The organism is Bacillus sp. JZ105 (assembly GCF_053903125.1).
Genome location: NZ_CP096387.1, coordinates 714,613 through 737,970, shown reverse-complemented (window position 1 = coordinate 737,970; position 23,358 = coordinate 714,613). Strand labels below are relative to the sequence as shown.

At 42.2% G+C, this 23,358-nt stretch carries 22 protein-coding genes; 10 read left to right on the top strand and 12 right to left on the bottom strand.

Going from position 1 to position 23,358, the window contains the following annotated elements:
* Window positions 1-48 precede the first annotated feature (48 nt).
* Complete coding sequence (locus M1D81_RS03655; protein ID WP_024426645.1) at window positions 49-1,602, top strand: ABC-F family ATP-binding cassette domain-containing protein; 1,554 nt, start codon at window positions 49-51, stop codon at window positions 1,600-1,602.
* Between the two features lie 47 nt (window positions 1,603-1,649).
* Here the strand turns inward: M1D81_RS03655 and M1D81_RS03650 are convergent, their stop codons facing one another.
* The 3 genes from M1D81_RS03650 to M1D81_RS03640 all read right to left on the bottom strand — a co-directional run bounded on the left by M1D81_RS03650 (window position 1,650) and on the right by M1D81_RS03640 (window position 5,392).
* On the bottom strand, window positions 1,650-2,840 hold the full coding sequence (locus tag M1D81_RS03650; RefSeq protein WP_456265598.1) for an MFS transporter: 1,191 nt from the start codon (window positions 2,838-2,840) through the stop codon (window positions 1,650-1,652).
* A 56-nt stretch (window positions 2,841-2,896) separates the two neighbouring features.
* Window positions 2,897-3,322 carry a MerR family transcriptional regulator gene (locus M1D81_RS03645; protein WP_456265599.1) on the bottom strand — a complete coding sequence of 142 codons (426 nt, stop codon included), beginning with the start codon at window positions 3,320-3,322 and terminating at the stop codon, window positions 2,897-2,899.
* Between the two features lie 186 nt (window positions 3,323-3,508).
* A complete protein-coding gene (locus M1D81_RS03640; RefSeq protein WP_456265600.1) occupies window positions 3,509-5,392 on the bottom strand; it encodes an ABC-F family ATP-binding cassette domain-containing protein in 1,884 nt (627 codons plus the stop codon).
* Between the two features lie 132 nt (window positions 5,393-5,524).
* On the opposite strand from M1D81_RS03640, the gene M1D81_RS03635 reads away from it, so the two are divergent.
* Both M1D81_RS03635 and M1D81_RS03630 read left to right on the top strand, forming a co-directional pair.
* Window positions 5,525-6,598, top strand: coding sequence for a tetratricopeptide repeat-containing glycosyltransferase family 2 protein (locus M1D81_RS03635; protein ID WP_456265601.1), 1,074 nt, complete (start codon window positions 5,525-5,527; stop codon window positions 6,596-6,598).
* A gap of 180 nt (window positions 6,599-6,778) precedes the next feature.
* Window positions 6,779-8,170 (top strand): amino acid permease, encoded by a 1,392-nt coding sequence (locus M1D81_RS03630; RefSeq protein ID WP_197172132.1) that lies wholly within the window; start codon window positions 6,779-6,781, stop codon window positions 8,168-8,170.
* Window positions 8,171-8,205: 35 nt separating this feature from the next.
* Here M1D81_RS03630 and M1D81_RS03625 read toward each other — a convergent pair whose 3' ends face one another.
* Both M1D81_RS03625 and M1D81_RS03620 read right to left on the bottom strand, forming a co-directional pair.
* A complete protein-coding gene (locus tag M1D81_RS03625) occupies window positions 8,206-8,439 on the bottom strand; it encodes a hypothetical protein (protein ID WP_008344178.1) in 234 nt (77 codons plus the stop codon).
* Between the two features lie 6 nt (window positions 8,440-8,445).
* The gene (locus M1D81_RS03620) at window positions 8,446-8,703 is read right to left on the bottom strand and encodes a hypothetical protein (RefSeq protein WP_456265602.1); all 258 of its coding nucleotides are present in this window, start codon (window positions 8,701-8,703) and stop codon (window positions 8,446-8,448) included.
* Window positions 8,704-8,768: 65 nt separating this feature from the next.
* Here M1D81_RS03620 and M1D81_RS03615 point away from each other — a divergent pair, with 65 nt between their 5' ends.
* A complete protein-coding gene (locus tag M1D81_RS03615; RefSeq protein WP_456265603.1) occupies window positions 8,769-9,248 on the top strand; it encodes an Hsp20/alpha crystallin family protein in 480 nt (159 codons plus the stop codon).
* Here M1D81_RS03615 and M1D81_RS03610 read toward each other — a convergent pair.
* Complete coding sequence (locus tag M1D81_RS03610; RefSeq protein ID WP_456265604.1) at window positions 9,229-9,456, bottom strand: hypothetical protein; 228 nt, start codon at window positions 9,454-9,456, stop codon at window positions 9,229-9,231. The two genes, M1D81_RS03615 and M1D81_RS03610, sit on opposite strands and share 20 nt — an antisense overlap.
* An 84-nt stretch (window positions 9,457-9,540) precedes the next feature.
* On the opposite strand from M1D81_RS03610, the gene M1D81_RS03605 reads away from it, so the two are divergent.
* A complete protein-coding gene (locus M1D81_RS03605) occupies window positions 9,541-9,897 on the top strand; it encodes a hypothetical protein (protein ID WP_456265605.1) in 357 nt (118 codons plus the stop codon).
* A gap of 5 nt (window positions 9,898-9,902) precedes the next feature.
* On the opposite strand, the gene M1D81_RS03600 is transcribed toward M1D81_RS03605, so the two are convergent.
* Window positions 9,903-11,366 (bottom strand): SLC13 family permease, encoded by a 1,464-nt coding sequence (locus M1D81_RS03600; RefSeq protein ID WP_456265606.1) that lies wholly within the window; start codon window positions 11,364-11,366, stop codon window positions 9,903-9,905.
* A 209-nt stretch (window positions 11,367-11,575) separates the two neighbouring features.
* Between M1D81_RS03600 and pbp4 the strand changes: the two genes are divergently transcribed.
* The 3 genes from pbp4 (at window position 11,576) to M1D81_RS03585 (ending at window position 16,651) form a co-directional block, all read left to right on the top strand.
* The gene (gene pbp4 / locus M1D81_RS03595; protein WP_456265607.1) at window positions 11,576-13,615 is read left to right on the top strand and encodes a penicillin-binding protein PBP4(5); all 2,040 of its coding nucleotides are present in this window, start codon (window positions 11,576-11,578) and stop codon (window positions 13,613-13,615) included.
* Between the two features lie 142 nt (window positions 13,616-13,757).
* Window positions 13,758-14,996, top strand: coding sequence for an MFS transporter (locus M1D81_RS03590; RefSeq protein ID WP_456265608.1), 1,239 nt, complete (start codon window positions 13,758-13,760; stop codon window positions 14,994-14,996).
* Between the two features lie 299 nt (window positions 14,997-15,295).
* Window positions 15,296-16,651 (top strand): IS1182-like element ISBpu1 family transposase, encoded by a 1,356-nt coding sequence (locus tag M1D81_RS03585; protein WP_456265168.1) that lies wholly within the window; start codon window positions 15,296-15,298, stop codon window positions 16,649-16,651.
* A 103-nt stretch (window positions 16,652-16,754) separates the two neighbouring features.
* Here the strand turns inward: M1D81_RS03585 and M1D81_RS03580 are convergent, their stop codons facing one another.
* Genes M1D81_RS03580 through rfbF form a run of 5 tightly spaced genes read right to left on the bottom strand, consistent with a single transcriptional unit; the run spans window position 16,755 to window position 21,536 of the window.
* Window positions 16,755-17,684, bottom strand: a complete 930-nt coding sequence (locus M1D81_RS03580) for a putative nucleotide-diphospho-sugar transferase (protein ID WP_456265609.1) — start codon at window positions 17,682-17,684, stop codon at window positions 16,755-16,757.
* Window positions 17,685-18,875, bottom strand: coding sequence for a glycosyltransferase family 2 protein (locus M1D81_RS03575; RefSeq protein WP_456265610.1), 1,191 nt, complete (start codon window positions 18,873-18,875; stop codon window positions 17,685-17,687).
* The gene (locus M1D81_RS03570; protein ID WP_456265611.1) at window positions 18,872-19,783 is read right to left on the bottom strand and encodes a putative nucleotide-diphospho-sugar transferase; all 912 of its coding nucleotides are present in this window, start codon (window positions 19,781-19,783) and stop codon (window positions 18,872-18,874) included. The genes M1D81_RS03575 and M1D81_RS03570 overlap by 4 nt, the downstream gene beginning before the upstream one ends.
* A gap of 12 nt (window positions 19,784-19,795) precedes the next feature.
* The gene (locus M1D81_RS03565) at window positions 19,796-20,767 is read right to left on the bottom strand and encodes a GDP-mannose 4,6-dehydratase (RefSeq protein ID WP_025092661.1); all 972 of its coding nucleotides are present in this window, start codon (window positions 20,765-20,767) and stop codon (window positions 19,796-19,798) included.
* 4 nt (window positions 20,768-20,771) lie between these two features.
* Entirely contained in the window at window positions 20,772-21,536 is a 765-nt protein-coding gene (gene rfbF, locus M1D81_RS03560) for a glucose-1-phosphate cytidylyltransferase (RefSeq protein WP_024424573.1), read from the bottom strand.
* Between the two features lie 355 nt (window positions 21,537-21,891).
* Between rfbF and M1D81_RS03555 the strand changes: the two genes are divergently transcribed.
* Both M1D81_RS03555 and M1D81_RS03550 read left to right on the top strand, forming a co-directional pair.
* Window positions 21,892-22,041, top strand: a complete 150-nt coding sequence (locus M1D81_RS03555) for a DUF1540 domain-containing protein (protein ID WP_073204211.1) — start codon at window positions 21,892-21,894, stop codon at window positions 22,039-22,041.
* A gap of 200 nt (window positions 22,042-22,241) precedes the next feature.
* The gene (locus M1D81_RS03550; RefSeq protein ID WP_456265612.1) at window positions 22,242-23,321 is read left to right on the top strand and encodes a DUF3900 domain-containing protein; all 1,080 of its coding nucleotides are present in this window, start codon (window positions 22,242-22,244) and stop codon (window positions 23,319-23,321) included.
* Window positions 23,322-23,358: the final 37 nt, after the last annotated feature.

Sequence of the window (23,358 nt, the reverse complement as noted above, 5' to 3'; positions counted from 1 at the left end):
TAATCATGAGAGGCACTAGCCGTTTTGAATCTATTTGAGGTGTAAAAAATGATATTATCTGTTAAAGATTTAAGTCATGGCTTTGGCGACAGAGCCATTTTCCACGAAGTGTCCTTCCGTTTATTAAAAGGCGAGCATGTCGGCTTAATCGGCGCCAACGGTGAAGGAAAGTCAACGTTTATGAATATTATTACTGGCAAGCTGGAGCCAGATGCAGGAAAAGTCGAATGGGCGAAAAATGTCCGTGTCGGCTACCTTGATCAGCATACCGTGCTAGAAAAGGGAAGAACGATCCGTGAGGTCCTTCAGGATGCATTCCATTATTTATTTTCAATGGAAGCCGCGATGAATGACATTTATGGCAAAATGGGTGAAGCCGATCCTGATGAGCTGGAAAAGCTGTTAGAGGAAGTTGGCGTCATTCAGGACGCACTGACAAACAATGATTTCTATATCATTGATTCTAAGGTCGAGGAGATTGCAAGAGGTCTTGGGTTAACGGATCTTGGATTAGACCGTGATGTGACGGAGCTCAGCGGCGGTCAGCGTACGAAGGTCCTGCTAGCAAAATTGCTGTTAGAGAAGCCAGAAATTCTCCTTCTCGATGAGCCGACCAACTATTTGGATGAGCAGCATATTGAATGGCTGAAGCGCTATTTACAGGAGTATGAAAATGCGTTTATCCTCATTTCACATGATATTCCGTTTTTAAACAGTGTCATCAACTTGATTTATCATGTTGAAAATCAAGAGCTCACGCGCTATGTTGGCGATTATGATCAATTTAAACAAGTGTACGAAGTTAAGAAGCAGCAGCTTGAAGCAGCCTATAAAAGACAGCAGCAGGAAGTGGCTGAACTAAAGGATTTTGTCGCAAGAAACAAAGCACGTGTCAGCACAAGAAATATGGCGATGTCCCGTCAAAAGAAACTGGATAAGATGGATATGATTGAACTGGCAGCAGAAAAGCCAAAACCAGAATTCCACTTTAAACCGGCGCGTACGTCTGGGAAACTGATTTTTGAAACGAAAGATTTGGTCATCGGTTATGATGAACCGCTCTCCCGCCCATTGAATTTGAAAATGGAACGCGGGCAAAAAATTGCGCTGTACGGTGCTAACGGTATCGGAAAAACGACGCTGCTCCGAAGTCTTCTTGGGGAAATCACACCTATTTCTGGTGAGGTGGAACGTGGAGAATTCTTGCATATTGGCTACTTTGAGCAAGAAGTAAAAGAGCAAAACAGCAATACTTGTATTGAAGAAGTATGGAGCACCTTCCCTTCTTACACGCAATACGAAGTCAGAGCCGCTCTTGCAAAATGCGGATTAACGACAAAACATATTGAAAGCCGTGTGTCTGTATTAAGCGGAGGAGAAAAAGCAAAGGTCCGTCTTTGCAAGCTGATCAACGAAGAAACCAACTTACTTGTTCTCGATGAGCCGACAAACCATTTAGATGTCGATGCAAAAGAAGAACTAAAACGCGCCTTAAAAGAATATAAAGGCAGCGTCTTATTGATTTCTCACGAACCTGAATTTTATCAAGATGTGGCAACCGAAACTTGGAATTGCGAATCTTGGACGACAAAAGTATTATAACGACAAAAAAGCCTTATATCTTCAAAAGATATAAGGCCTTTTTCTAATTAATGACCTGCGTGGATATTTACCAAATGCTTACGTCCAAGAAGCAGAATAATCAAGCCTAGAAGAACAACAGCAGCCCCGACATAATAAGGTGTACTTGCTGTATACGATTCAGCGAGAACTCCGGCAATCCAAGGAGCAATCGCGCCCCCAATAAACCGTACAGCACTGTAAGAGGATGAAGCAATTGAACGTTCAACCGGTGCTGACCCCATCACAGCTGTCGTAAGCACTGTATTGATCATCCCGAGAATTCCCCCGGCAATGACAATTCCGCAGATCACGACCACAACATGAGACGTCCATACCCCCATGCCGAATAAGATCACAGCAAAAGAAGCAAACAGAACCACAAGTGAGGTCAATGTCCCAAGTTTGCGATGAATGACTGGCGCTGAGAAAACAGAGGTCACAGCCAAAAATAACCCCCAACCAAAAAAGACATAACCAAGTCCATGTTCATCAAGATGGAGCACAAATGGCGAATACGCCAACAGCACAAAGAAACCGAAATTGTATAAGAAAGCGGCAGATGCCATCGTTAAAAGTCCTTTATATTTTAACGCCCCGACAGCCTCGAAAAATTTCACTTTTTTCTGCGGCTTTTGCATAGGTGGAAGCATGAAGGTAATCGCTAAAAGAGCAATGAGCATTAACATGGCAACGCCAAAGAAAGGCCCGCGCCAAGAAATTGTTCCAAGCTCACCGCCAAGCAGCGGTCCAACCGATATCCCAAGACCTAATGCTGCCTCGTATAAAATAATGGCCTTCGCACTTCCTCCAACAGATACACCGACAATGACAGAGAGTGCAGTTGAAATGAATAAAGCATTCCCAATGCCCCATCCGCCTCTAAAGCCAATCAATTCATTAATCGTTGAAGAAGTACCTCCTAAAGCAGAAAAAACAATAATAAAAATGAGTCCTACTAATAACGTCCATTTCGCACCAATCCGGCTAGAAATAAAGCCGGTGAAAAACATCACAAAGCCGGTCACAAGTAAGTAGCTTGTAAATAAAAGAGACACCTGGCTTGGAGATGCGTGTAATTGCGATGCAATGGCTGGCAGAATCGGGTCGACGAGTCCTATTCCCATAAACGAAATCACACACGCAAAGGCAACAGCCCAAACGGCTTTTGGCTGCCTAAGCAGACTTGTACGCTGTTTCAAAACTTCTTCTTCCTTCATTCCATCAGAACCTTTCCTTCAAATGTTGACAAAATAAAATAAACACGCAGAGGTGTTTATTTTTGTAATTGCTCAATTGCATGAGCCGCTCTTTCTTTCATCGCTTCAAGATCCTTTTTAAAGGATTGAATGGTTTCAAGCTTTTTTGTTATCAATTGATGCTGCACAGTCAGCTGCGCCTCGATATCTAACAGCTTCTCTAATCGTTCCTTTGGATCAAGCGACAGCAAGTAGCCTTCTTTATTCAGCTCTAGCTGCTTTCCGATTTCCATAAACGATTGAAGCTCCTGTAAAGAAAAGCCGAGTACCTCTTTTGCCTGCATCACTTTCTCTAGCTCTTCCATGTCGTCCTCTGAGTAAAGTCTGACTCCGCCCTCTGTCCGCTTTGGTGCTGATAATAAACCAATCTCTTCATAGAAACGAATCGTCCGTTTTGTCAGTCCGCTTCTTTTTGCCACTTGATCAATTTTCATCCATTCCATCACCAGTGCCTCCTGCTCATCAATTCATGTTTTATTATACACCTTTATAACCTTAACGTAAACGTTAAATTTTTAACCAAATCGAGTGCCGTAATGAGGAATCCATTCACCAGCATGATGCGTATGCCAAATGCTCCTATGAAAAAAACCTGTAGACCGCTCTACAGGTTTTTTAATTTCACATTTTTATTCATTTAATTCCTCAATCATAAGCGACAGTTCTGTCCAGCGGTCCATTGCTTGTTCTAGTTCTTCCGCAACGGCTTTTTGTTCGTCCATCAGCTCTTGAATTTTTCCAAAATCACTGCCTGCTTCCGCAATGCCGGCTTCGAGCTGCTGATGTTTTTCTTCTAATGCCTGTATCCGGTCTTCAATCCCTTCCCATTCAAGCTGGTCTTTATAAGAAAGTTTTTTTCTCTTTTTCGGCGCTGCTTCTACTTGTTTTTCAGCAGGCTTTGTCTCTGTCCGCTTCTGCTCTTTTTCCTGTTCCATATAATCGCTGTAAGCACCTTGGAAGTGTGAAATGCGGCCATTTCCTTCAAAGACAAGCAGGCGGTGAACCACTCGGTCTAAGAAATAACGATCATGGGACACGGTGATGACGACGCCAGGGAACTGCTCTAAATAATCCTCTAAAATACTGAGGGTTTCTGTATCAAGGTCGTTCGTCGGCTCATCTAAAAAGAGAACATTCGGTTCTTCCATTAAGACCTTCAATAAATACAATCTGCGGCGTTCTCCCCCTGACAGCTTACGGATAAACGTCCGCTGCATCGATCTTGGGAAAAGGAAGCGCTCCAGCATCTGCTCTGCTGTGACAATGGCGCCATCAGACGTCTTGACGATCTCAGCTGTTTCCTTGATATACTCAATGATGGTCAGCTCATCATTCATTTCCTTGTGATCCTGCGTGTAATAGCCAATACGAACGGTTTGTCCAATGGTCAATTGTCCTGAGGCCGGTTCGATTTTACCCGCTAAACAGTTCAGTAAAGTGGTTTTGCCGACTCCATTCGGTCCGATCAATCCGATACGATCACCCGGCACGACTAAATCTGTAAACCGCTCCACAAGGGTCTGGCCAGCAAATGAAATCGATAAGTCTTCCGCCTCGATCACTTGTTTTCCTAGGCGGTGCGAACCGATGGCAAAATCAAGCTCTCCCTTCGCATCAGGCCCTTTTTGGTCCTTCAGCTCTTCGACTCTGCCGATACGTGCTTTCTGCTTTGTCGTTCTTGCTTTTGCTCCTCGTCTCAGCCATGCAAGCTCTCGTCTAAGCAAGTTTTGACGCTTCGTTTCTTTCACCTGAGCCTCTGCTTCCCGCTCCGCTCTTTTTTCTAAAAAGACTTCATAATTTCCTTTATACGTATAAAGCTGTCCTTGATTTAACTCATAAATTCGATTGGCCACCCGGTTTAAGAAATAACGATCGTGCGTCACGAGAATGACAGCACCGCTATATTGGCTTAAATATCCTTCAAGCCATTCAATGGTGGCATTATCAAGGTGGTTGGTTGGCTCATCTAAAATCAGCAAACCTGCAGGCTGAATTAAATTTTTAGCAATGGCGACACGCTTTTTCTGTCCGCCTGATAATGCATGTACAGAGCGGCTCACATCTTTCACGCCAAGCTTTGTCAAAATCGTTTTTGCTGAAAGGTTCGCATCCCAAGCGTCTTCCTGATCCATTCGGTTTTGCATGCGCATCAGCGCCTCTTGTTTTGCCTCATTTTGCGGGTCATGCTCTAAATCGGCGAGTGCCTGTTCATACGCCTTCATCGTTTGAATCATTGGTGCCGTTCCAGAAAAAATGTAGTCAAGAATCGTTTCAGTTCCGCTCATTTCAGGATCTTGCTCAAGAAATTCGATATCAAGTGTCCCTGCTTTCGTGATATCACCTTCCTCAAACGATTCAAGTCCCGCGATGACTTTTAGAAGCGTTGACTTCCCTGTACCATTTGGTCCAATCAATCCGATGCGCTCCTTCGGTTCTATATGAAACGAAATATGATCAAACAGCGTTTTCTCGCCATAGGTTTTATATAATCCTTCAACATTCAATAAACTCATTTTATCAGCCCTTACATAGATTCTTCCTTTATTTTAAATCAGCCAGTAGCAGAAAACTAGTTTTAAAAAACCCGCTGCTGAAAAGAATGTTTCCTTTTGATGCTCGATACACTATGAAGAGGTGATCTAAAGATGATAACCATTAGCTTATGTATGATTGTGAAAAATGAAGAGGAAGTGCTGGCGGACTGTCTTTCTTCTGTTCAAGACATTGTCGATGAGATGATCATCGTTGATACGGGATCAACAGATCAAACGAAGGAGATCGCTCATTCTTTTTCAGCAAAGGTACTGGATTTTGAATGGGTGCAGCATTTTGCAAAAGCACGTAACTTTGCTTTCTCACATGCAGCGAAAGAGTATATTTTATGGCTCGATGCTGACGATGTTCTGCTTGAAGAAGACCGCCAAAAACTGCTTCAGCTTAAGAAAACACTTGATCCCTCGGTGGATGCCGTTTCGATGTTTTATCATGTGGGATTCGATGAAAGCGGTCAAGTCAATTTTAAATATAGAAGAAATCGCCTTGTAAAGCGCTCCTTAAACTTTCAGTGGTACGGGGCCGTTCACGAGTTTCTTCAAGTATATGGAAACATCTTTCCAGCAGATATCGCCGTCACACATCAAAAACGCAAGAAAACAACGCTTGGTGAGCCTGGGCGCAACTTGCGAATTTATGAAGACTTGCTGGCAAAAGGAGAGGACATGACGCCCCGTGATCTCTTTTATTTTGCCAATGAATTAAGAGACAACGGGCAGCATGTCAGGGCAATTCGTTTTTATCATGAATTTTTAAACACAAAAAAGTGCTGGATTGAGGATGAAATTCGCACATGTCAATATTTAGCGGACTGCTATTACGCCGTTGGCTTCGAGGAAGCGGCCTTATTCTCATTATTACGTTCCTTCTTATATGATCAGCCCCGGCCAGAGTTTTGCTGCCGGATCGGGGATCATCTAAAAATACAAAATAAACATCAGGCGGCCATCTTTTGGTATGAGCAGGCGCTGAAGGCTCCTGAAAACGAAACAGCCTTCACACTTACACAATATAAAACGTGGTATCCTCACCTTCAGCTTTGCTACTGTTATTATCAGCTCGGCGACCTGGAGCAAGCCAAAATACATCACCATGCCTCCTCCGCCCATCATCCCACTCATCCAAGTGTGCTGTACAATGAAAAAATATTTGCTGAACAGACATAGATCGTCTGTCACCACATCCGCCTTCGATTTCCCGGCGGATGTCTCTTTTTATATACTTATTCGGTTGTGACGTTTAATACTTTAGTGATTTAAAGCGTTTTTCAACCAATTGACTAAATTGTCATTTGCGCATATACTAACATTCGTCTTACGAAAAGATTTATCCATTAGGAGGTCAACATGAGTTCTTTATTTCGAAAAAAATCTCTCGACCAGCTCATGCTTGAAAGTCAAACAAAGCGGCTCAGCCGTTCGTTGAATACGTTTGATTTAATCTTGCTTGGCATTGGCTGTGTGGTCGGGACTGGAATTTTTGTCATTACGGGGGTTGCTGCGGCAAATGATGCAGGACCTGCGATTATTATATCTTTTATTTTGGCTGCGATCGCATGCGCCCTTGCTGCTTTTTGCTACGCTGAATTCTCCTCATCCATTCCTGTGTCAGGAAGCGTCTATACGTATTCCTACGCAACACTTGGAGAATTTCTCGCCTTCTTAATGGGCTGGGATCTCATGCTTGAGTATGTCATTGCGCTCTCTGCTGTAGCAAGTGGATGGTCGTCCTATTTTCAATCACTGCTCAGCGGATTTGGCCTGCACATACCGAAAGCTTTATCAGCTGCACCTGGAGCCGCTGATGGGGCCGTCTTTAACCTTCCAGGCGCACTCATTATTTTGCTCATCACCTTTATCGTCTCAAGAGGCGTCAAAGAAAGCACAAAGCTGAATAACATCATTGTGCTGATCAAAATTGCCATCGTCCTGCTCTTTATCATTTCAGGCTTTGCTTACGTCAAACCTGAAAACTGGACACCGTTTATGCCAATGGGCTTCCATGGCGTGATTGCTGGAGCGGCAACTGTCTTTTTTGCTTACCTTGGATTTGATGCAATCGCTAATGCATCTGAAGAAGTTAAAAACCCGCAAAAGGCGATGCCAATTGGAATCATCGGTGCGCTCGGTGTTTGTACGATTTTATATATCGGGGTTTCATTCGTCTTAACTGGCATGGTTCACTATACGAAGCTGAATGTCAGTGATCCTGTCGCATTTGCTCTTCAAGTGGTTGGCCTGAATAGTGTCGCTGGCATTATATCCGCAGGTGCTATTATCGGGATTACGACAGTGTTAATTGCACTTGTCTACGCTCAGGTTCGTTTAACCTTTGCCATGAGCCGAGATGGGCTCATGCCGAAAATCTTTTCAAACGTTCATCCGAAATCTAAGACACCGGTTGCCAACACTTGGCTGACAGGCGCTGTTGCGGCCTGTATCGTTGGATTCGTCAACTTATCAACACTTGCTAATTTAGTCAGCATCGGTACACTTGCGGCCTTTACGGTGATCTCTATCGCTGTGATCGTACTCCGGAAAAAACATCCGAATATGAATACAGCTTTTAAAGTACCCTTTGTCCCTGTCCTTCCTATCATTAGTGCGGTCATTTGTATGATCTTGGCTTTCACACTGAAATGGGAAACATGGAGAGCCTTCCTCATCTGGATCGCCATCGGTGTTGTTGTCTATTTCACCTATGCAAGACGAAAAAGCCATCTTAATGAAACACATTAGAAAAGAGACACGGGGATTTCCGGTCTCTTTTTTTCTTAAATCACACTGTTTTTGACTGAATTCGAGTCCACCATATCTGGATCTAACACGCTTGAAATCGGAATGACAAGCGGTGAACAATCTCCATTGTCCTCACCAAAACCTTGATTCAATTTCATTGAGAGAAAATAATCAATCTGCTGATAAGGTCCAAGCGTCAGTGATGCACCCCGATCCATTGCATTGATTTTAAAAGCACCGACATTGACGACTGAGGGTGAGAATAACATCACACGTCACTTCCTTTGAATGGGTTTAGCTGCTGGTGAAAAAGAGGCAGGTGAGTCCACTTGATCTCGATCATCTACATGGCTTTTTGTACCGACAAAACCGCTGGCATCTCCAAAATTCTGTCCGTAACCCTGATTTTTTTTATCTGAGTTTTGCCACTCTGCTAACAAATTTTGTCCGACATTCACCGCCGACGCATTTTCAAAGGAATTAATTTTTAACATGAAAATATTAATATTGATATACGGAATTGGTTGAACCACAGATAAACCTCCTTTTTATAGGTATATGCAAGCACCCATCAAGTATGTTAACGGGAGGTCTTCACATGGACTTCGAAAAAATGAAGCAGTGGATGGATATTGCCCAGCAAATGCATGGAGATGATTTTTGGAAAATGATCTTCGATGATGAGCAAAGATCCCCCTTTATGGCAAACGGTCCATCTCCATTTACATTCACACAGCAGGATCAGCGGGGATCAGATGCGTCGTTTCCTCCAATCGACATGGTGGAAACCCATGCAGAAATTCAATACTTAATTTACTTGCCTGGCTACCGAAAGGAAGACGTTCAGGTGTTATCATATGGTGAATATTTGGTTGTGAAAGGACAGCGTTTTTTCTTTTTTAACGAGCAGGACTTTCGCCAAAAACAAGGGAAGTATGGTCCGTTTGAAAAGAAAATCCGCCTTCCAGAAATGATTCTCGGCCAAATGAATGCTGCCTTTAAAGACGGTGTACTTTACATCCGCCTGCAAAAAGATGAAGGAAAAGCGACGGCTATCATCATAGATGACGAATATTGATACTCACTGCGTCTATTTGATCACGATCATCAATTGTTTCATTCGGCAGGATCGTGATCACGCCATCAGCATTCTGTTCCCCAAAGCCATTGTTTCGTTTGATCGTACTGCAATGATTGCGAACAAACGTCGAGCCAAACGTCATAGATGATCCTGTGCCAATGGAATTCGTTTTCATACGGGCAATGTGAATCTGAGCAGGCAGCATGTGCTTCTCCCCTTTCTTGTCATCTCTATTAAGTATATACGGGGCAGCTTTTCCATAGACTAGAGTAAGGCGGAAGAAAAGGTTGTGGTCTACTTGAAACATTTCATTCAATCACTCTTTAAAAAAACTGAATCCAATCCATCCCCAGCTGTCATTGAGCTAGAAAAAAGACTCGCCGCTCTTGAGCAAAAAATGTCTGCACCAGCTGCTCCTGTCTCAGAGGATACACACATCCATATTGAATCCATGCGTGTGGACAAAATTGATTATCATTTAGAATTTGGGGAGCTTTCTATTGACCAGCTTCAAGGCAGGCTCAATATTGGGGCAACCTATTACACACCAAAGGACACATGCATCAAAAAATCCACACAAACACCGAAGCCAAAAGAAACAAAAACACCGGTTGTCTCGATTCGATCAAAGCCTTCCTCTTCTTAATGCGATCAGCTTTTCAGCACGACCGGCAGCCAGAAATAGACCGCAAGAACAATCACCACAATACTGATGATATTTAACCAAAAACCCGCCCTGACCATATCAGATATTTTCAGCACGTCCGCACTAAAGACAGCGGCGTTTGGCGGTGTGGAAATCGGCAGCATAAACGCACAGGAGGAAGCCAAAGCAGCTGCGGCCATTAACCCATACGGCTCGATTCCAATTGCAAGCCCAAGCCCTACCGTTATCGGAATAATCATATTGGCAACAGCCGTATTAGACATAATTTCCGTCATAAGCAGAATCGCTCCCGTTAAAATAATCAGCAGCATGATATACGAAAGCCCGTTTAAATGCTGTAAATTTTCTCCGATCCATCCTGTTAGATTGGTTTCTGCAAAGCCCGCAGCGAGCGCAAGCCCTCCTCCAAACAAAAGCAAAAGTCCCCACGGCAGTTCTTTCATATCCTGCCATTCTAATATTCTCTCTCCATTTGTTGCTGGAATGAGAAATAACAGCATGGCACCGAAAATGGCGATAGACGTATCAGATACGGTCATTCCTCCAAACAAAAAGAGCTTAAAAATCCATAAGAACGCCGTCATGAGAAAAACAACAAATACCCATTTTTCCTCTCTTTTCATTTTTCCTAAATCCTCTAATCCCTTTTGAATGAACGCTGCACTCATTTCCCCTTTGTGTTCTACCTTGAACTGTACCCTCGTCAAATACAAAAATAAGAGAATGAGCAGAATCATCGCAACAGGAAAACCAAACAAAAACCATTCGAAAAACATAATCTCTCGATCTAGCAGTTTTTTTGACATCGCTACAAACACCGCATTTGGCACAGACCCGACAAGTGTCGCCAAACCTCCTATTGACGCTGAATACGCTACTGACAATAAGATACTTTTACTGAATCGATCAAGAGATGGACCAGATAAGATTTCATTTGTCTTGACCTCTTTAATCACTGCAAGTGCCACTGGCAGCATCATGAGTGCTGTCGCTGCATTCGAAATCCACATAGATAAAAAAGCAGTCGCGATCATGACACCTAAGACAATGCGGTCACTTTTTGTGCCAATCACCCTTAAAATGTGTAAGGCCATTCTTCTATGTAATTTCCATTTTTCAATGGCAATTGCGATCATAAATCCCCCCATGTACATAAAGACGATCGGATCTCCATAAGACCTTGATGCCTGTTCCATAGAAAGCCCGCCAAGTGTCGGCAGCAAGATGATGGGCAATAAAGATGTAGCAGGAATGGGCAGTGCTTCAGTCACCCACCATGTAGCCGTCCAAGCTGTAATGCCCAAGACTATCCTCGCAGCATAGGTCAATTCATCTTCAGGTATGAGAAAAAGAACGAACAAAAAGAGTGTCGGTCCAAGAACAAGTCCAATCAAATTCACCTTTTTATAAACGATAACAATCCCCCCCCTATTGAAAGCGCTTGTCATATTTTTTCTAACATTCGAGGATCTTTTAAGAAATCCTTTAAATCATAAGAAAAAATGAAGATATCTTTCATGATGAATAGCTGTTATTTTACTCCCATTACCCAAACCATGACATGATCCCTTGGTCTATTTTCATAGGAGAAACTATACAAATCACGACCAATCACTGTAAAATATAGAGGATCTAATCAAAAATTGAGGTGTTTTCATTGTATACGGGTCAAAAAAAATCATTTTGGAAACAGAAAAAAGTCATCATCCCTTTTCTTAGCATTATCGTCGTCGCTGCTGCTTTCTTTTTCTTAAAAGATACTCTTTTCTCAAAAGAAAAAGAGGCTTTAAAAGCCGCTCAAAGCTTTACGAAACATATGGAGAAGAAAGACTTTACGAAGCTGGCAGATGAGGTGACAAGTGCATCTTTGAAAGCCAATGACTTTTCAAAAAAACAACTAGCCGAAAAATACGACAATATTTTCAACGGCATTGGTGCTTTTGATCTGAACATTTCAAAGCTCAACGTTGAAAAACAGGACAAAGGAGATGGGTATCAATTCTCCTATGATGTAACGATGAAAACGTCTCTTGGCAAGCTGCATAAGCTGTCTTACAAGGGCATTCTCACCGAAGAAGATGACAAGTGGAAAGTGGACTGGAAACCAAATCTCATCTTCCCGCAAATGGAAAAAGGAGATACTATCAAGGTCAAATCAGATCCTGCTGTCCGCGGAAACATTGTCGACCGAAAAGGACGTACGCTCGCAGAAACAACTGGTGGAAACGCACTTGGCGTCATCCCAGGTAAGCTCGGAACAGGAGAAGAAAAAGAACACAATATCAAAAAGATCAGCAAAGCTTTTGATATAGAGGAAGAACTCATCAACAATCAGCTGAAACAAGCATGGGTTACAGACGACACGTTTGTCCCGCTCAAATCGATGTTAAAACAAAAGCCAATTCCAAAAGACGTAAATGGCGTCACCTATCAATCAAAGGAAATGCGCTACTATCCATATAACAAAGCCGCTGCTCATCTCACCGGGTATGTCGGAAAAGCAAATGCGGATGATATCAAACGAAATCCAGCATTAAAGGCGGATCAAATCATCGGTAAAACCGGCCTTGAATTCACATTTGACAAAAACTTACGCGGACAAGATGGCGGAAGCATTCTCATCGTCCATGATGAAACAGGCATTGAAGAAACATTGCAAAAATCAGCTCGAAAAGATGGAAAAACAGTGAAGCTGACGATCGATGCTTCTTTACAGAAAAAAGCCTATGATCAGCTGAAAGGTGAAAAAGGGGCCGTCACGATCATGAATCCATCATCAGGTGATCTATTAGCACTTGTCAGCACCCCTTCCTACGATGTCAATCTCATGACAAACGGGATTACACCTAAGCAATATCAGGCATACAGTGAAAATCCAGACCTTCCATTCCAAGCTCGATATGCGAGCCGGTTTGCACCAGGGTCCACATTCAAAACCATTACAGCTGCCATTGGGCTGGAAACAGGTGTCACAAAGCCTGAAAAAGTGCGCACCATTCACGGACTGAAATGGCAAAAGGATCAATCTTGGGGAAATTATCGCATCACACGGGTTCACGATAAGGAAAAAGTAAATATGGTCGATGCTCTTGTGTACTCAGACAATATTTATTTTGGACAGGAAGCACTCGAAATCGGCAAAGACACCTACGAGAAAAAAGTGAAAGCATTTGGATTTGGCGAAGACTTACACATGCCATTTACAATGAAGCCTGCACAAGTATCAAACGATGGTATTCAATCGGAGATCTTACTGGCTGACTCGGCGTATGGGCAAGGCGAATTACTCATGTCACCGATTGAACAAGTACATGCCTATTCTCCATTTGCCACGGGAGGCAAGCTTGTCTACCCTCGAGTGATTCAAGATGAAAAAACAGCATCACCAAAACAAATCATCAAAGAAGGCTCGGCAGACACAGTGAAAGATGCATTGACTAAGGTCGTGACCAGTCCAAACGGGACAGCCCACTCCTTACAAATCGAAGGAGCGGATATTGCTGCTAAAACGGGAACGGCAGAATTAAAGAGCAAACAAGGTGCAACAGACGGCACTGAAAATGGATTTTTACTTGCGTTTAATCCTAAAAAAGAAGATTACGTCCTCGTCGGCATGATCGAAGGGGTGAAAAACCGCGGCGGCAGTGGACTCGTCGTTCAAAAAATGAAGCCTGTGATTGCTTCTTTTTACAAATAACTCTTTAGAGACACAAGCCCAATCAAATGCTTGTGTCTCTTTTTTTCTAAATCATGACAATTTGCTATTGTTTTATAGTTCACCTTATGAATAAAATGAGAAGAATGCAAAAATCAGAGATAAATGAAAGGAGGAAGTCTCATTGGCCATTGCTGCTCGTACAAAGGATAAACCTCAACATTCTGTTACCGGCTCAACGGTTTATCCCATCTTATTGATTATTGGTATTTGTCATCTGCTGAACGACACATTGCAAGCTGTTATTCCTGCGATGTTCCCTATTTTGGAACGCTCAATGGGGCTGACTTTTACACAATTAGGGCTGATTGCTTTTACATTAAATATGGTCTCCTCCGTGATGCAGCCAGCTATTGGGTGGTACACGGATAAACGGCCGATGCCTTATGCACTTCCGATTGCTTTATTTTTAAGTGCTGTCGGTATATTCGGACTCGCGTTTGCTCCATCCTTTGCCACCATTCTGCTTTGCGTTGTCTTTATCGGACTCGGCTCTGCGATCTTCCATCCAGAGGGCTCGCGTGTTGCGAACATGGCAGCTGGTCCAAGACGAGGACTTGCCCAGTCCATCTATCAAGTAGGCGGGAATACAGGTCAAGCCTTTGCTCCGCTTATCGCTGCATTAATGCTCGTCCCGCTCGGTCAGACAGGCGTAGCTTGGTTTACGATTGTTGGAATGTTGGCGGTTGGTTTCCTTCTTTATATTTCAAGATGGTACGCAGGAAGACTTCAAACCATTCGGGCCCAAGCGAAAAAAACACCTGCAAAAGCTGTCAGATCTGATATTCATCGTAAATCAGCACTCATTGCACTTGGCATTATCGTCTTTCTCATCTTCGCCCGCTCTTGGTATGGAAATGCCATTTCGAATTTCTATGCATTTTATGCGATTGAACAATACGGTTTGACGATTAAAGAATCACAGACTTATATTTTCTTATTTCTCATTCTAGGTGCAATTGGGACATTTTTAGGCGGGCCGCTTGCAGACCGCTTTGGCAAGAAAAATGTGATTTTAGTTTCCTTATTGGCATCCTTCCCGCTTGCCCTGCTGCTGCCATTTGCCGGACCGGTTTTTGCTTATGTTTTACTCGGACTCATTGGGCTCATTTTGACATCAAGCTTCTCTGTCACCGTGGTTTATGCCCAAGAACTATTTCCCGGGAAAATTGGCACAATGTCTGGTTTAACTGTTGGGCTTGCGTTTGGTATGGGCGCAATCGGATCGGTTGCCCTCGGCTCGTTCATTGATGCCTTCGGCTTAACGCCTACCATGATCGGTGTTGCCTTTCTACCGATATTAGGCATCCTAGCCTTCTTACTTCCCAGCGACCAAACCATCTCCAAATGGAATGAATCATAAAAAAGAAAACCGCTCAATAAATGAGCGGTTCAGATTGTTGACAAAGGGCTAAAATGATCTTGATTTTAGCCCTTTGTCTTCTTTTCAGCGTGATAGAAAACCTTTGCAGTCTAGGAAGGGCGAGCACCGGAGCGGAGCGAATATGTTATTCGTGAGCACCAGCGCACAGGACTGACAAAGAATGCGAGGGTTTGTCTACACGTTGAAACCGCTCAATAAATGAGCGGTTTCAGCTTGTAGACAAAGTCTACAAGCTTTTTTGTATAATAAGGATATTAACATTTCTGTGGGGGATGAACATGTTATCGAAACGTGAAGAAGAAAGAAGAAATCAATTAGAAGTAGTGGCATTAGATGAATTAGTGCCTGAAGATCATCTTGTACGGAAAATAGATCAAGCAATCGATTTTGACTTCGTTTATGATCTTGTCAAAGATCATTATAGTTCCGACAATGGCAGACCAAGTGTGGACCCCGTTGTTCTCATTAAAATGGTTTTGATCCAATATCTATTTGGCATTCGCTCCATGCGTCAAACGATTAAAGAAATTGAAACCAATGTGGCTTATCGTTGGTTTATTGGGTATGGATTTTCGGAGAAAATTCCGCACTTTTCTACCTTCGGTAAAAACTACGTGAGACGTTTTCACGATACAGATTTATTCGAACAAATTTTTTATCGAATCTTAAGAGAAGCGATGAAAAAAGGCCTCGTTGACCCTTCTGTCGCCTTCATTGATTCAACACATGTCAAAGCGAATGCCAATAAGAAAAAACTTGAAAAGAAAATCGTTCGAGTTGAGACGAGAAGTTATCAAAATCAGCTTCATGAGGAAATTAATATTGATCGTGAAGAACATGGAAAAAAGCCTTTACCCCTTCAGAATAAAGAAGAAATAAAAGAAATCAAGGTCAGTACAACTGACCCAGAGAGTGGCTACTATGTAAAGGATGAACGTGAAAAGTCATTTGCTTATTCATTTCATACAGCTTGTGATTCAAAAGGATTTATTCTAGGATCACTGGTCACAGGTGGCAATGTTCATGATAGTCGTATGTTAGATTCACTCGTATCAAAGGTGACAGAGAAAATCGGAAAACCAAATGTAGTCGCAGTAGATGCTGGATATAAAACACCTTACATCGCTAAGTTTTTAATGGATCAAGAGATAAGACCAGTCATGCCTTACACTCGTCCAAAAACAAAAGCTGGTTATTTGAAAAAGAATGAATACGTGTATGATGCATATTTTGATTGTTACATTTGCCCCAACGGGCAAATTCTCTCCTATCGTACAACGACTAGAGAAGGCTATAAGCAATATGCGTCCGACTCAGAAGTATGTAAGTCCTGCTCGTTTTTAGATAACTGTACACAAAGTCAAAATCATACCAAACAAATTCATCGGCATATTTGGCAGGATTACCTAGATGAAGCAGACAACCTAAGACTCACTGAAATAAATAAGAGCATCTATGCAAAACGGAAAGAAACAATTGAACGCGTTTTTGCGGATGCCAAAGAAAAGCATGGTATGCGTTGGACGAAACTTCGTGGACTAAAAAAAGTTTCAATGCAAGCGATGCTTACTTTCGCTGCCATGAACCTTAAAAAGCTAGCAAACTGGACATGGAAAGGACCATGTCCAGCGTAAAACACATGATATTTTTATCAAAAAATGTGAAAACCCCACTTTTACTTTAAGTAAAGGAGGGGTTTGTCTACGGTCTGAAACCGCTCAATAAATGAGCGGTTTTTCATCTCTCATAAAAATGCGTGTCAGGAACATGCTTCCTTGCAATAAATCCTTGCTTAAATTCTGGAAATACCTTTTGCACCTGTTTAATCTTTTGATGAACCAAGTCGGCATACGGAATATACAAATGATCCACAAGCTTCTGTTCCTTCATATAGTAATACCAATTAAGGTTAAAGGTATTCTCGTCAATAATCGTAAAGGCAGAAAAATGATAGAACAAGAGTGGACATTCGTCGAGATACATCTCCCCTTTTACAACTGAAAGCTTGTAGTTTTCAATGTTCCAAATCGCCGCATTGGCTCCTTTAGATGCAACGATATGAACCCCTTCAAAATCATCAACCCATCTTTCCACATACCGCTGATCCCCGTACGTCTTTTTTTCTGTATCCATTTCTACTGTACAATGGGCAAGACAGTTTTCTTTCCATTGGGTGACTGCCTGTTTGGCAACATCTGTGTTACGACAGCCTACAAACCCTGTATTAAAGCGGCCAGACAGCTCATAAAAATGATAAAACCGCTTGGAATTCATATGATCCGTCAAAAATAAATGAGCGCTTGGATTCTCTGCAAAAATCGCCTCTGGATCATGATAAAAATACAAATCTGTATCCAGATGGGCAAGATAATCCGCATCTGAGGACTCAAGAATTTTAAGCAGAAAAGCAGATTTTAATGTCCAGCAATACTCATGAAACGTACGATCTTCTTTTGCCTTTCGCAGCGTATCATCTTCAATGTCTTCAAGCTGTTCATATTGAACATGCGGGTGAGGGAACTCCTTTAACACCTTATAAGCCAAAGGATCCGCACATAAAACGGACAGCTTGAATGCATGAGCGTTTTGTTCAAGCGAATGAATCAGCGCCAAAAGCTTAAAGACATGGGTATTCGACACAATGGTTGTAAAGTGATAAGACGCCATTTACAACACATCCACTTGGAACAAATCAACGCGTAACAGCTCTTTCGTCAGCCCTTGAATGGCTTCTACAAGCACCATGCAGCCATACTCCTGACGTGCAAGCTGCGCCGCTTCTGCCAGCTTTTTCAAAGGAACATGCTTGGCTGTCAGCATATCTTTTTTATCCCGTTTGATGCCTACATTCCGCTCTGTGATCAAATGAAGCAGCTCTAAAAAATAGGATAACAGGTCATCAAATGCTGGATTCTCACGCAGCTGCCGAACTTCTTTCACAATATCATTTGTCACAGTGTGAGAAAACGGACCAGAGAAAGCCAAGTGGACATCAATGGAATCAATATTGTTAAACTTCTCACACATATACAAAATGTTGTATTTGATGTCATCAAATGACGTTAAATTACTTGGATGCTCTTGATGGACACTCATGATATCCTCTCGTAATTCAAAGGAGAGACCAAGCTGATTCAATCGAATCCCTAAATCATAATCCTCAAATCCGTACCGAACGATATTTTCATCAAACATCCCTAGTGCCATGACATGCTTACGTTTAACAGAGGAGTTATTTGTAATAAAAAATCGCCATGGCAGCTCATAAGCACCTAAATCATAGTGGTACGTTTCCAAAATGTCTTTCAGGATATCAATAAATTCAGACTGCAAATCGAAGCTTTTCTCTAAAAATGCACCATTTTGGACTTCTTCCAATGATAAAAGAGGCGTTTTGTCCTCCATTTTCCGCTTATACAGCCCTTGCTTTTTCAACCGCTTCATATGATCTTTATCAAATGCTGTGTAAAAATAGCGATAAATCCGCTTCCAGCACACACCGCAAATAACGAGATCCTCCCTGTCAGCGTGGGCCTCTGCATGCTTTTGAATAAACCTCGGTTCTGCCAGCATATCACTGTCATGAAAAATGAGCAGATCTCCCTCCGCCTCGCGAATGGCATGATTACGCCCCTTTGCAATCCCTTGATTGACAGGAATACGCACCTTTTTAAATGGGAAGTTCACCTCAATATTCTCGAGCATTTCCATCGTGCCATCCGTTGAGCCATTATCGGCAACAATGACCTCAAATGGAATATCTGTTTCCTGAAGCGTTAAGGAAAAAAGGCTTCCTTCTAAACGCTCTTTGGCATTATAGCTTGGAATAATGACGCTTACCTTCGGCTTTTCGTTCATGCGTCATCCTCCTCCCGTTTGGCATAGCCGTTAAACAGCGGATCGACCTGCTCCACAGATTCAATCACATGGCGAAGCACTTGCCGATAGGCTTCTTGGAAAAACGGCAGATCATTTCGTCCTTTTTCATGAATTTGCTGCATCTCATCCTTACTCACAATCCGAAAGCCGCTGTAATGATAACAAATGAGCGGGTGCCCATCCTCCAGAAGAATACGTCCATTCTCCTCCCGATAAGAATGCTGCCCATAGTTCCAATGACCAATATTCACGCCTTTTGTCTCAATATCTTCTACTTTGTCAAACAGTCTCGGCATATGATCTAGATATCCTTGATCGCCAAACTTGCCTTCTCCCGGTGCATTTTTGCATTCTTTTAAGCATTCTTCTTTCCACCAGCTGAGGCATTTTCGCCCGGCTTCATCTCCTTTAAAATGCAGAAAGCCTGAGTTATAGCGTCCTAAAAGCTTCTGAAGCATCTTCACTTCCTCTGCATCAAAGCTTGGAATGATAATATCCCCTCTCGAAATTAAAACAGAAGCATTCGGCTGATGTTGAAAAATCACCTGAGGGCTCTCATAAAAGAACAAATCCGCATCAAGATAGGTCACGCTCTCTGCCTGCTCCTGTTCAAATAACCATTCAATCCAAATCGGTTTTAAGGTCCAGCAATATTCCGATGCATCCCGTTCCTCTTTTTTCTCCAGCAGCTCTGGTGTTTCGAGCTCCCGTACATGAACAAGATCCACATGCGGAAAATTCATTTGATGAAGCAAATCAAATGCAGCATCATCCATACATAACGTCTTGATGACAGCATCATCTTCTACTTGCTTCAACGATAAGAAAAACGCAATGGCTTGATAAAGTCTTCCACTTGAAAGAACCGTACAATATATGCTGTTCATCTATTTACACCTCTATTTTTGAAAGAATTCGCGGTACCATTCAATCGTCTTCTCTAAGCCTTCATCAATGGAGTAATCAGGCTTCCAATCAAGCAGCTTTCTCGCTTTCTCTGCTGACAAATATTGATGCTTAATTTCATGTGTTCCTTGGTTCAAAATACGAGGCTTCAGTTCACTTCCCATTGCTTTTAAAATCTTATCTACAAGTTCAAGTACTGTCAGCTGAATCTCGTTACTAAAGTTAAAGGCTTCTCCCGCCAGCCCTTTTTCCTCCATCTTCTCAGCTAGCAGCAAATAAGCCTTCACTGCATCTTCAATGTAGAAATAATCACGAATAAATGTCCCGTCACTTCTTATTTCCGGCGCCTTTCCTTCTAACACAAGCTGAATGGTTTGCGGAATGATTCTGTTGAAATTCAAATCTCCGCCTCCATATAAATTACCGCAGCGTGTAATACAAACCGGAAGACCATATGTGTTGTAGTACGTATGAGAAATGAGATCTGCACAGCTCTTCGAGACATCATACGGATGTTTCCCATTTAACGGCATGTCTTCATCATATGGCAGCTGCTCTTGATCACCGTATGCTTTGTCACTTGATGCCACGATCACTCGTTTGATCAGCGGCTGTCTTCTGCAAGCCTCCAGCACATTCCATGTCCCTAAAATATTCGCTTCAAATGTAGAAACAGGATGTCTGTTCGCGACCCCAACAATGGCTTGGGCAGCCAAATGGAAGACGGTGTCAATTTCATATTCTCCTAACGCACGTTCAATCGTCTGCATATCCTCTAATGCGCCTTGCACCACATTCATTTTTTCAAATTGACTGCCTTGATATAAATTCGATCGAGGCACCTGATCACGCACAAGTCCAGTCACGTTTGCCCCTTGATCAATCAATTCCTTAACGAGATAACTCCCTAACAGCCCTGTACATCCAGTTACAAATACGTTCTTTCCATTCCAAAATCCGCTCATGCTGTCACCAAACCTTCCATGGTTGTTTTCCATCTGTCCACATGTCGTTGATTTCCTTCAGATTTTTATACGTATCAATTGCTGTCCAAAATCCGTGATGCTCATAAACGGCAAGCTCTCCATCATCCGCCAGGTTTTGAAGAGGCTCCGCTTCAAACACGCATTGATCATCATCTGTCAAATAATCAAATACCTTTGGAGACAACACAAAAAATCCTCCATTGATCATCCCGATACTGTCTGTCTTCTCAGAGAAGGATTGTGCCATCCCGTTATACACCTTCAGTGTCCCGTACTGGGACTTCTTTTCAATGCCTGTGACAGTCGCAGCTGCTCCAAGATCCTGATGACGTTTCAATAAGTGAAACATATTGATATTGGCCAGTCCATCACCATACGTCATCATAAAAGTCTCATCACCAATGTAATCCTGTGCCTGCTTTAAACGTCCGCCTGTCATCGTATCTTCACCTGTATCTAAAAAGGTGATTTTCCAGTTCTCCTTTTTCCCTAAAAGCTTCATTTCTCCTGTCGCCATATCGAGCTGCATGCTGTGGTGCTGCCAGTCGTAGTTCAGAAAGTACTCTTTGATCTTCTCTCCTTTATATCCAAGCAATAGGATAAATTCATCTACACCGTAATACTGATAGATTTTCATAATATGCCATAGAATAGGCCGATCTCCGATCATAGCAAGTGGTTTAGGAAGCGCTTGTGTGACCTCACTCATTCTCGTTCCCTTTCCTCCGCAGAGAATGACTGCTTTCATCTTCTCCCCTCATCTCTCTATGAAGATTTTTGATTAAAAACCCTATCTTTATGCGGAAAATCAGTACATGTACCCCCATACTTTGTCCGACATCAGGTTTTGAATCTACTCTATTCATATGTCGAAATGAGAGAGTGTGCCACCTAGCATTTAACTATTTTTACAAATAAAAAAAGAGCGAGATTCATATTCTCGCTCTTCCAAAGTTTAAATTGTATATTTTCAGGGTAGATGGTATGATAAACATGTGCATAACCAGCACAAACAGCCTCTTTCTACAAAGAGACTACTAGATTGAATGAATTCAAGTGGCAGCTTGTTTCATTCTCAATATGAATTACGGAGGTGAATTCCCTTGGCACAAAACGTTCTTTGTGAAGTGAACTCTTGCCGTTTTTGGGCTGAAAACAGCTGTACCGCTTCTACCATTAAAATCGGTAAAAACACGATGACTGAAGTGACTCGCAATGCTGAAACTGATTGCGAAACATTTGAAACAAAATAATCTATTTTTCTCTGAGATGAAGGAACTGGCAGGTTCCTTCTTTTCTTTTACCATTCTATCAAGAATGATAATTATTATCAAGTGTTTTTCAATAAACATTTCTCGGGAAATAATGACACGATATTTCTCCATTCGTTGACGATTTTCACTCCTTTTTCTATACTCAACATATCCGAAGAAGAAAAAGTGGTGACCAATCAATGGATTTTACGATACGTTTTCTATCATTCTTTGTCGTGGAAATCGAAGGCAAAGATGAACAAGCAAATAAACGGTTTAAACATTATCAAACACTAGATCAAGAGGAATTTGAACAAAGTGAGCTGAAGGACTTTTTAGACGGTGAACTGAAAAAAATCGTCAAACGAAAAGTGGACCGACACCCTAAATCTGAACAAGTACCGACCAAAATTGGCCGATTTATTGTAGAGCCTGGTCATGAGCTTGATTCAAATCCAAACTACAACCTATTTCATCAAACGAGATTTGCAGATACAAAAGAATTGTTTAATGAATGCAGTGAACAGTTTGTTCGCACATATTTAGATACAAGTGCTGTCAGAGGCGGCGTTTTTTTAGTTGCTTCTGCCGTTCCTAAAAAATATTTCGATGATTCCTTTGTCTTTATTATGAAATGCGATTTCGAACAGAAAGTGGCTTCCATCGCTGATACATCTACCTTGATCAGAAAAGTCGAAATGGCCATTACGACAAAAAACATGAAATCGATTCAATACCCGTTTATGCCGGAAGAGGGCATGACTGAAGAAGCTGAAGTGAAAATTCACCAATCCTCACACGCTCGTTATTTTGAGGACTTTTTGAAATTCGTCGAATACGGTGAATCCATGCCTGAAATCATGAAATCACAGGTCATGAATATGGTACAGGAACAGGTTTTTGAAACATTACAGGATGAAAGTGAAGAATTAAAGCAGTTTGAAGAGGATCTTGAAATATGGGAAGCGAGTGAAAAGCGAGAAATTAGAGAAACACTCGATACAGAACAGGTCACACAAGCGGCCTCCCATATTGTTGAACAAACCCCTGATATCACAATGAAAATGCGTCTAGGCGAAACGGAAATCAAAGGTCTTCTAGCAGACTTTGGCCACTCAATCCATTTTGCAAAGCTCAACAATCGATATGTCGTGCTCGTTGAAGCAGATCAAATCGTCTTCGAAAAAGGAAGCACACCTGTTGAGTTTCATAAACCAAATGGGTTAAAAGAGGTGGTCAGCCAGCTAACGCAAAAAGCCTATGATTCAGATCTAGAATAAAAAACACGACTGCCTCTTGCATTCAGTGCAGGAAGCA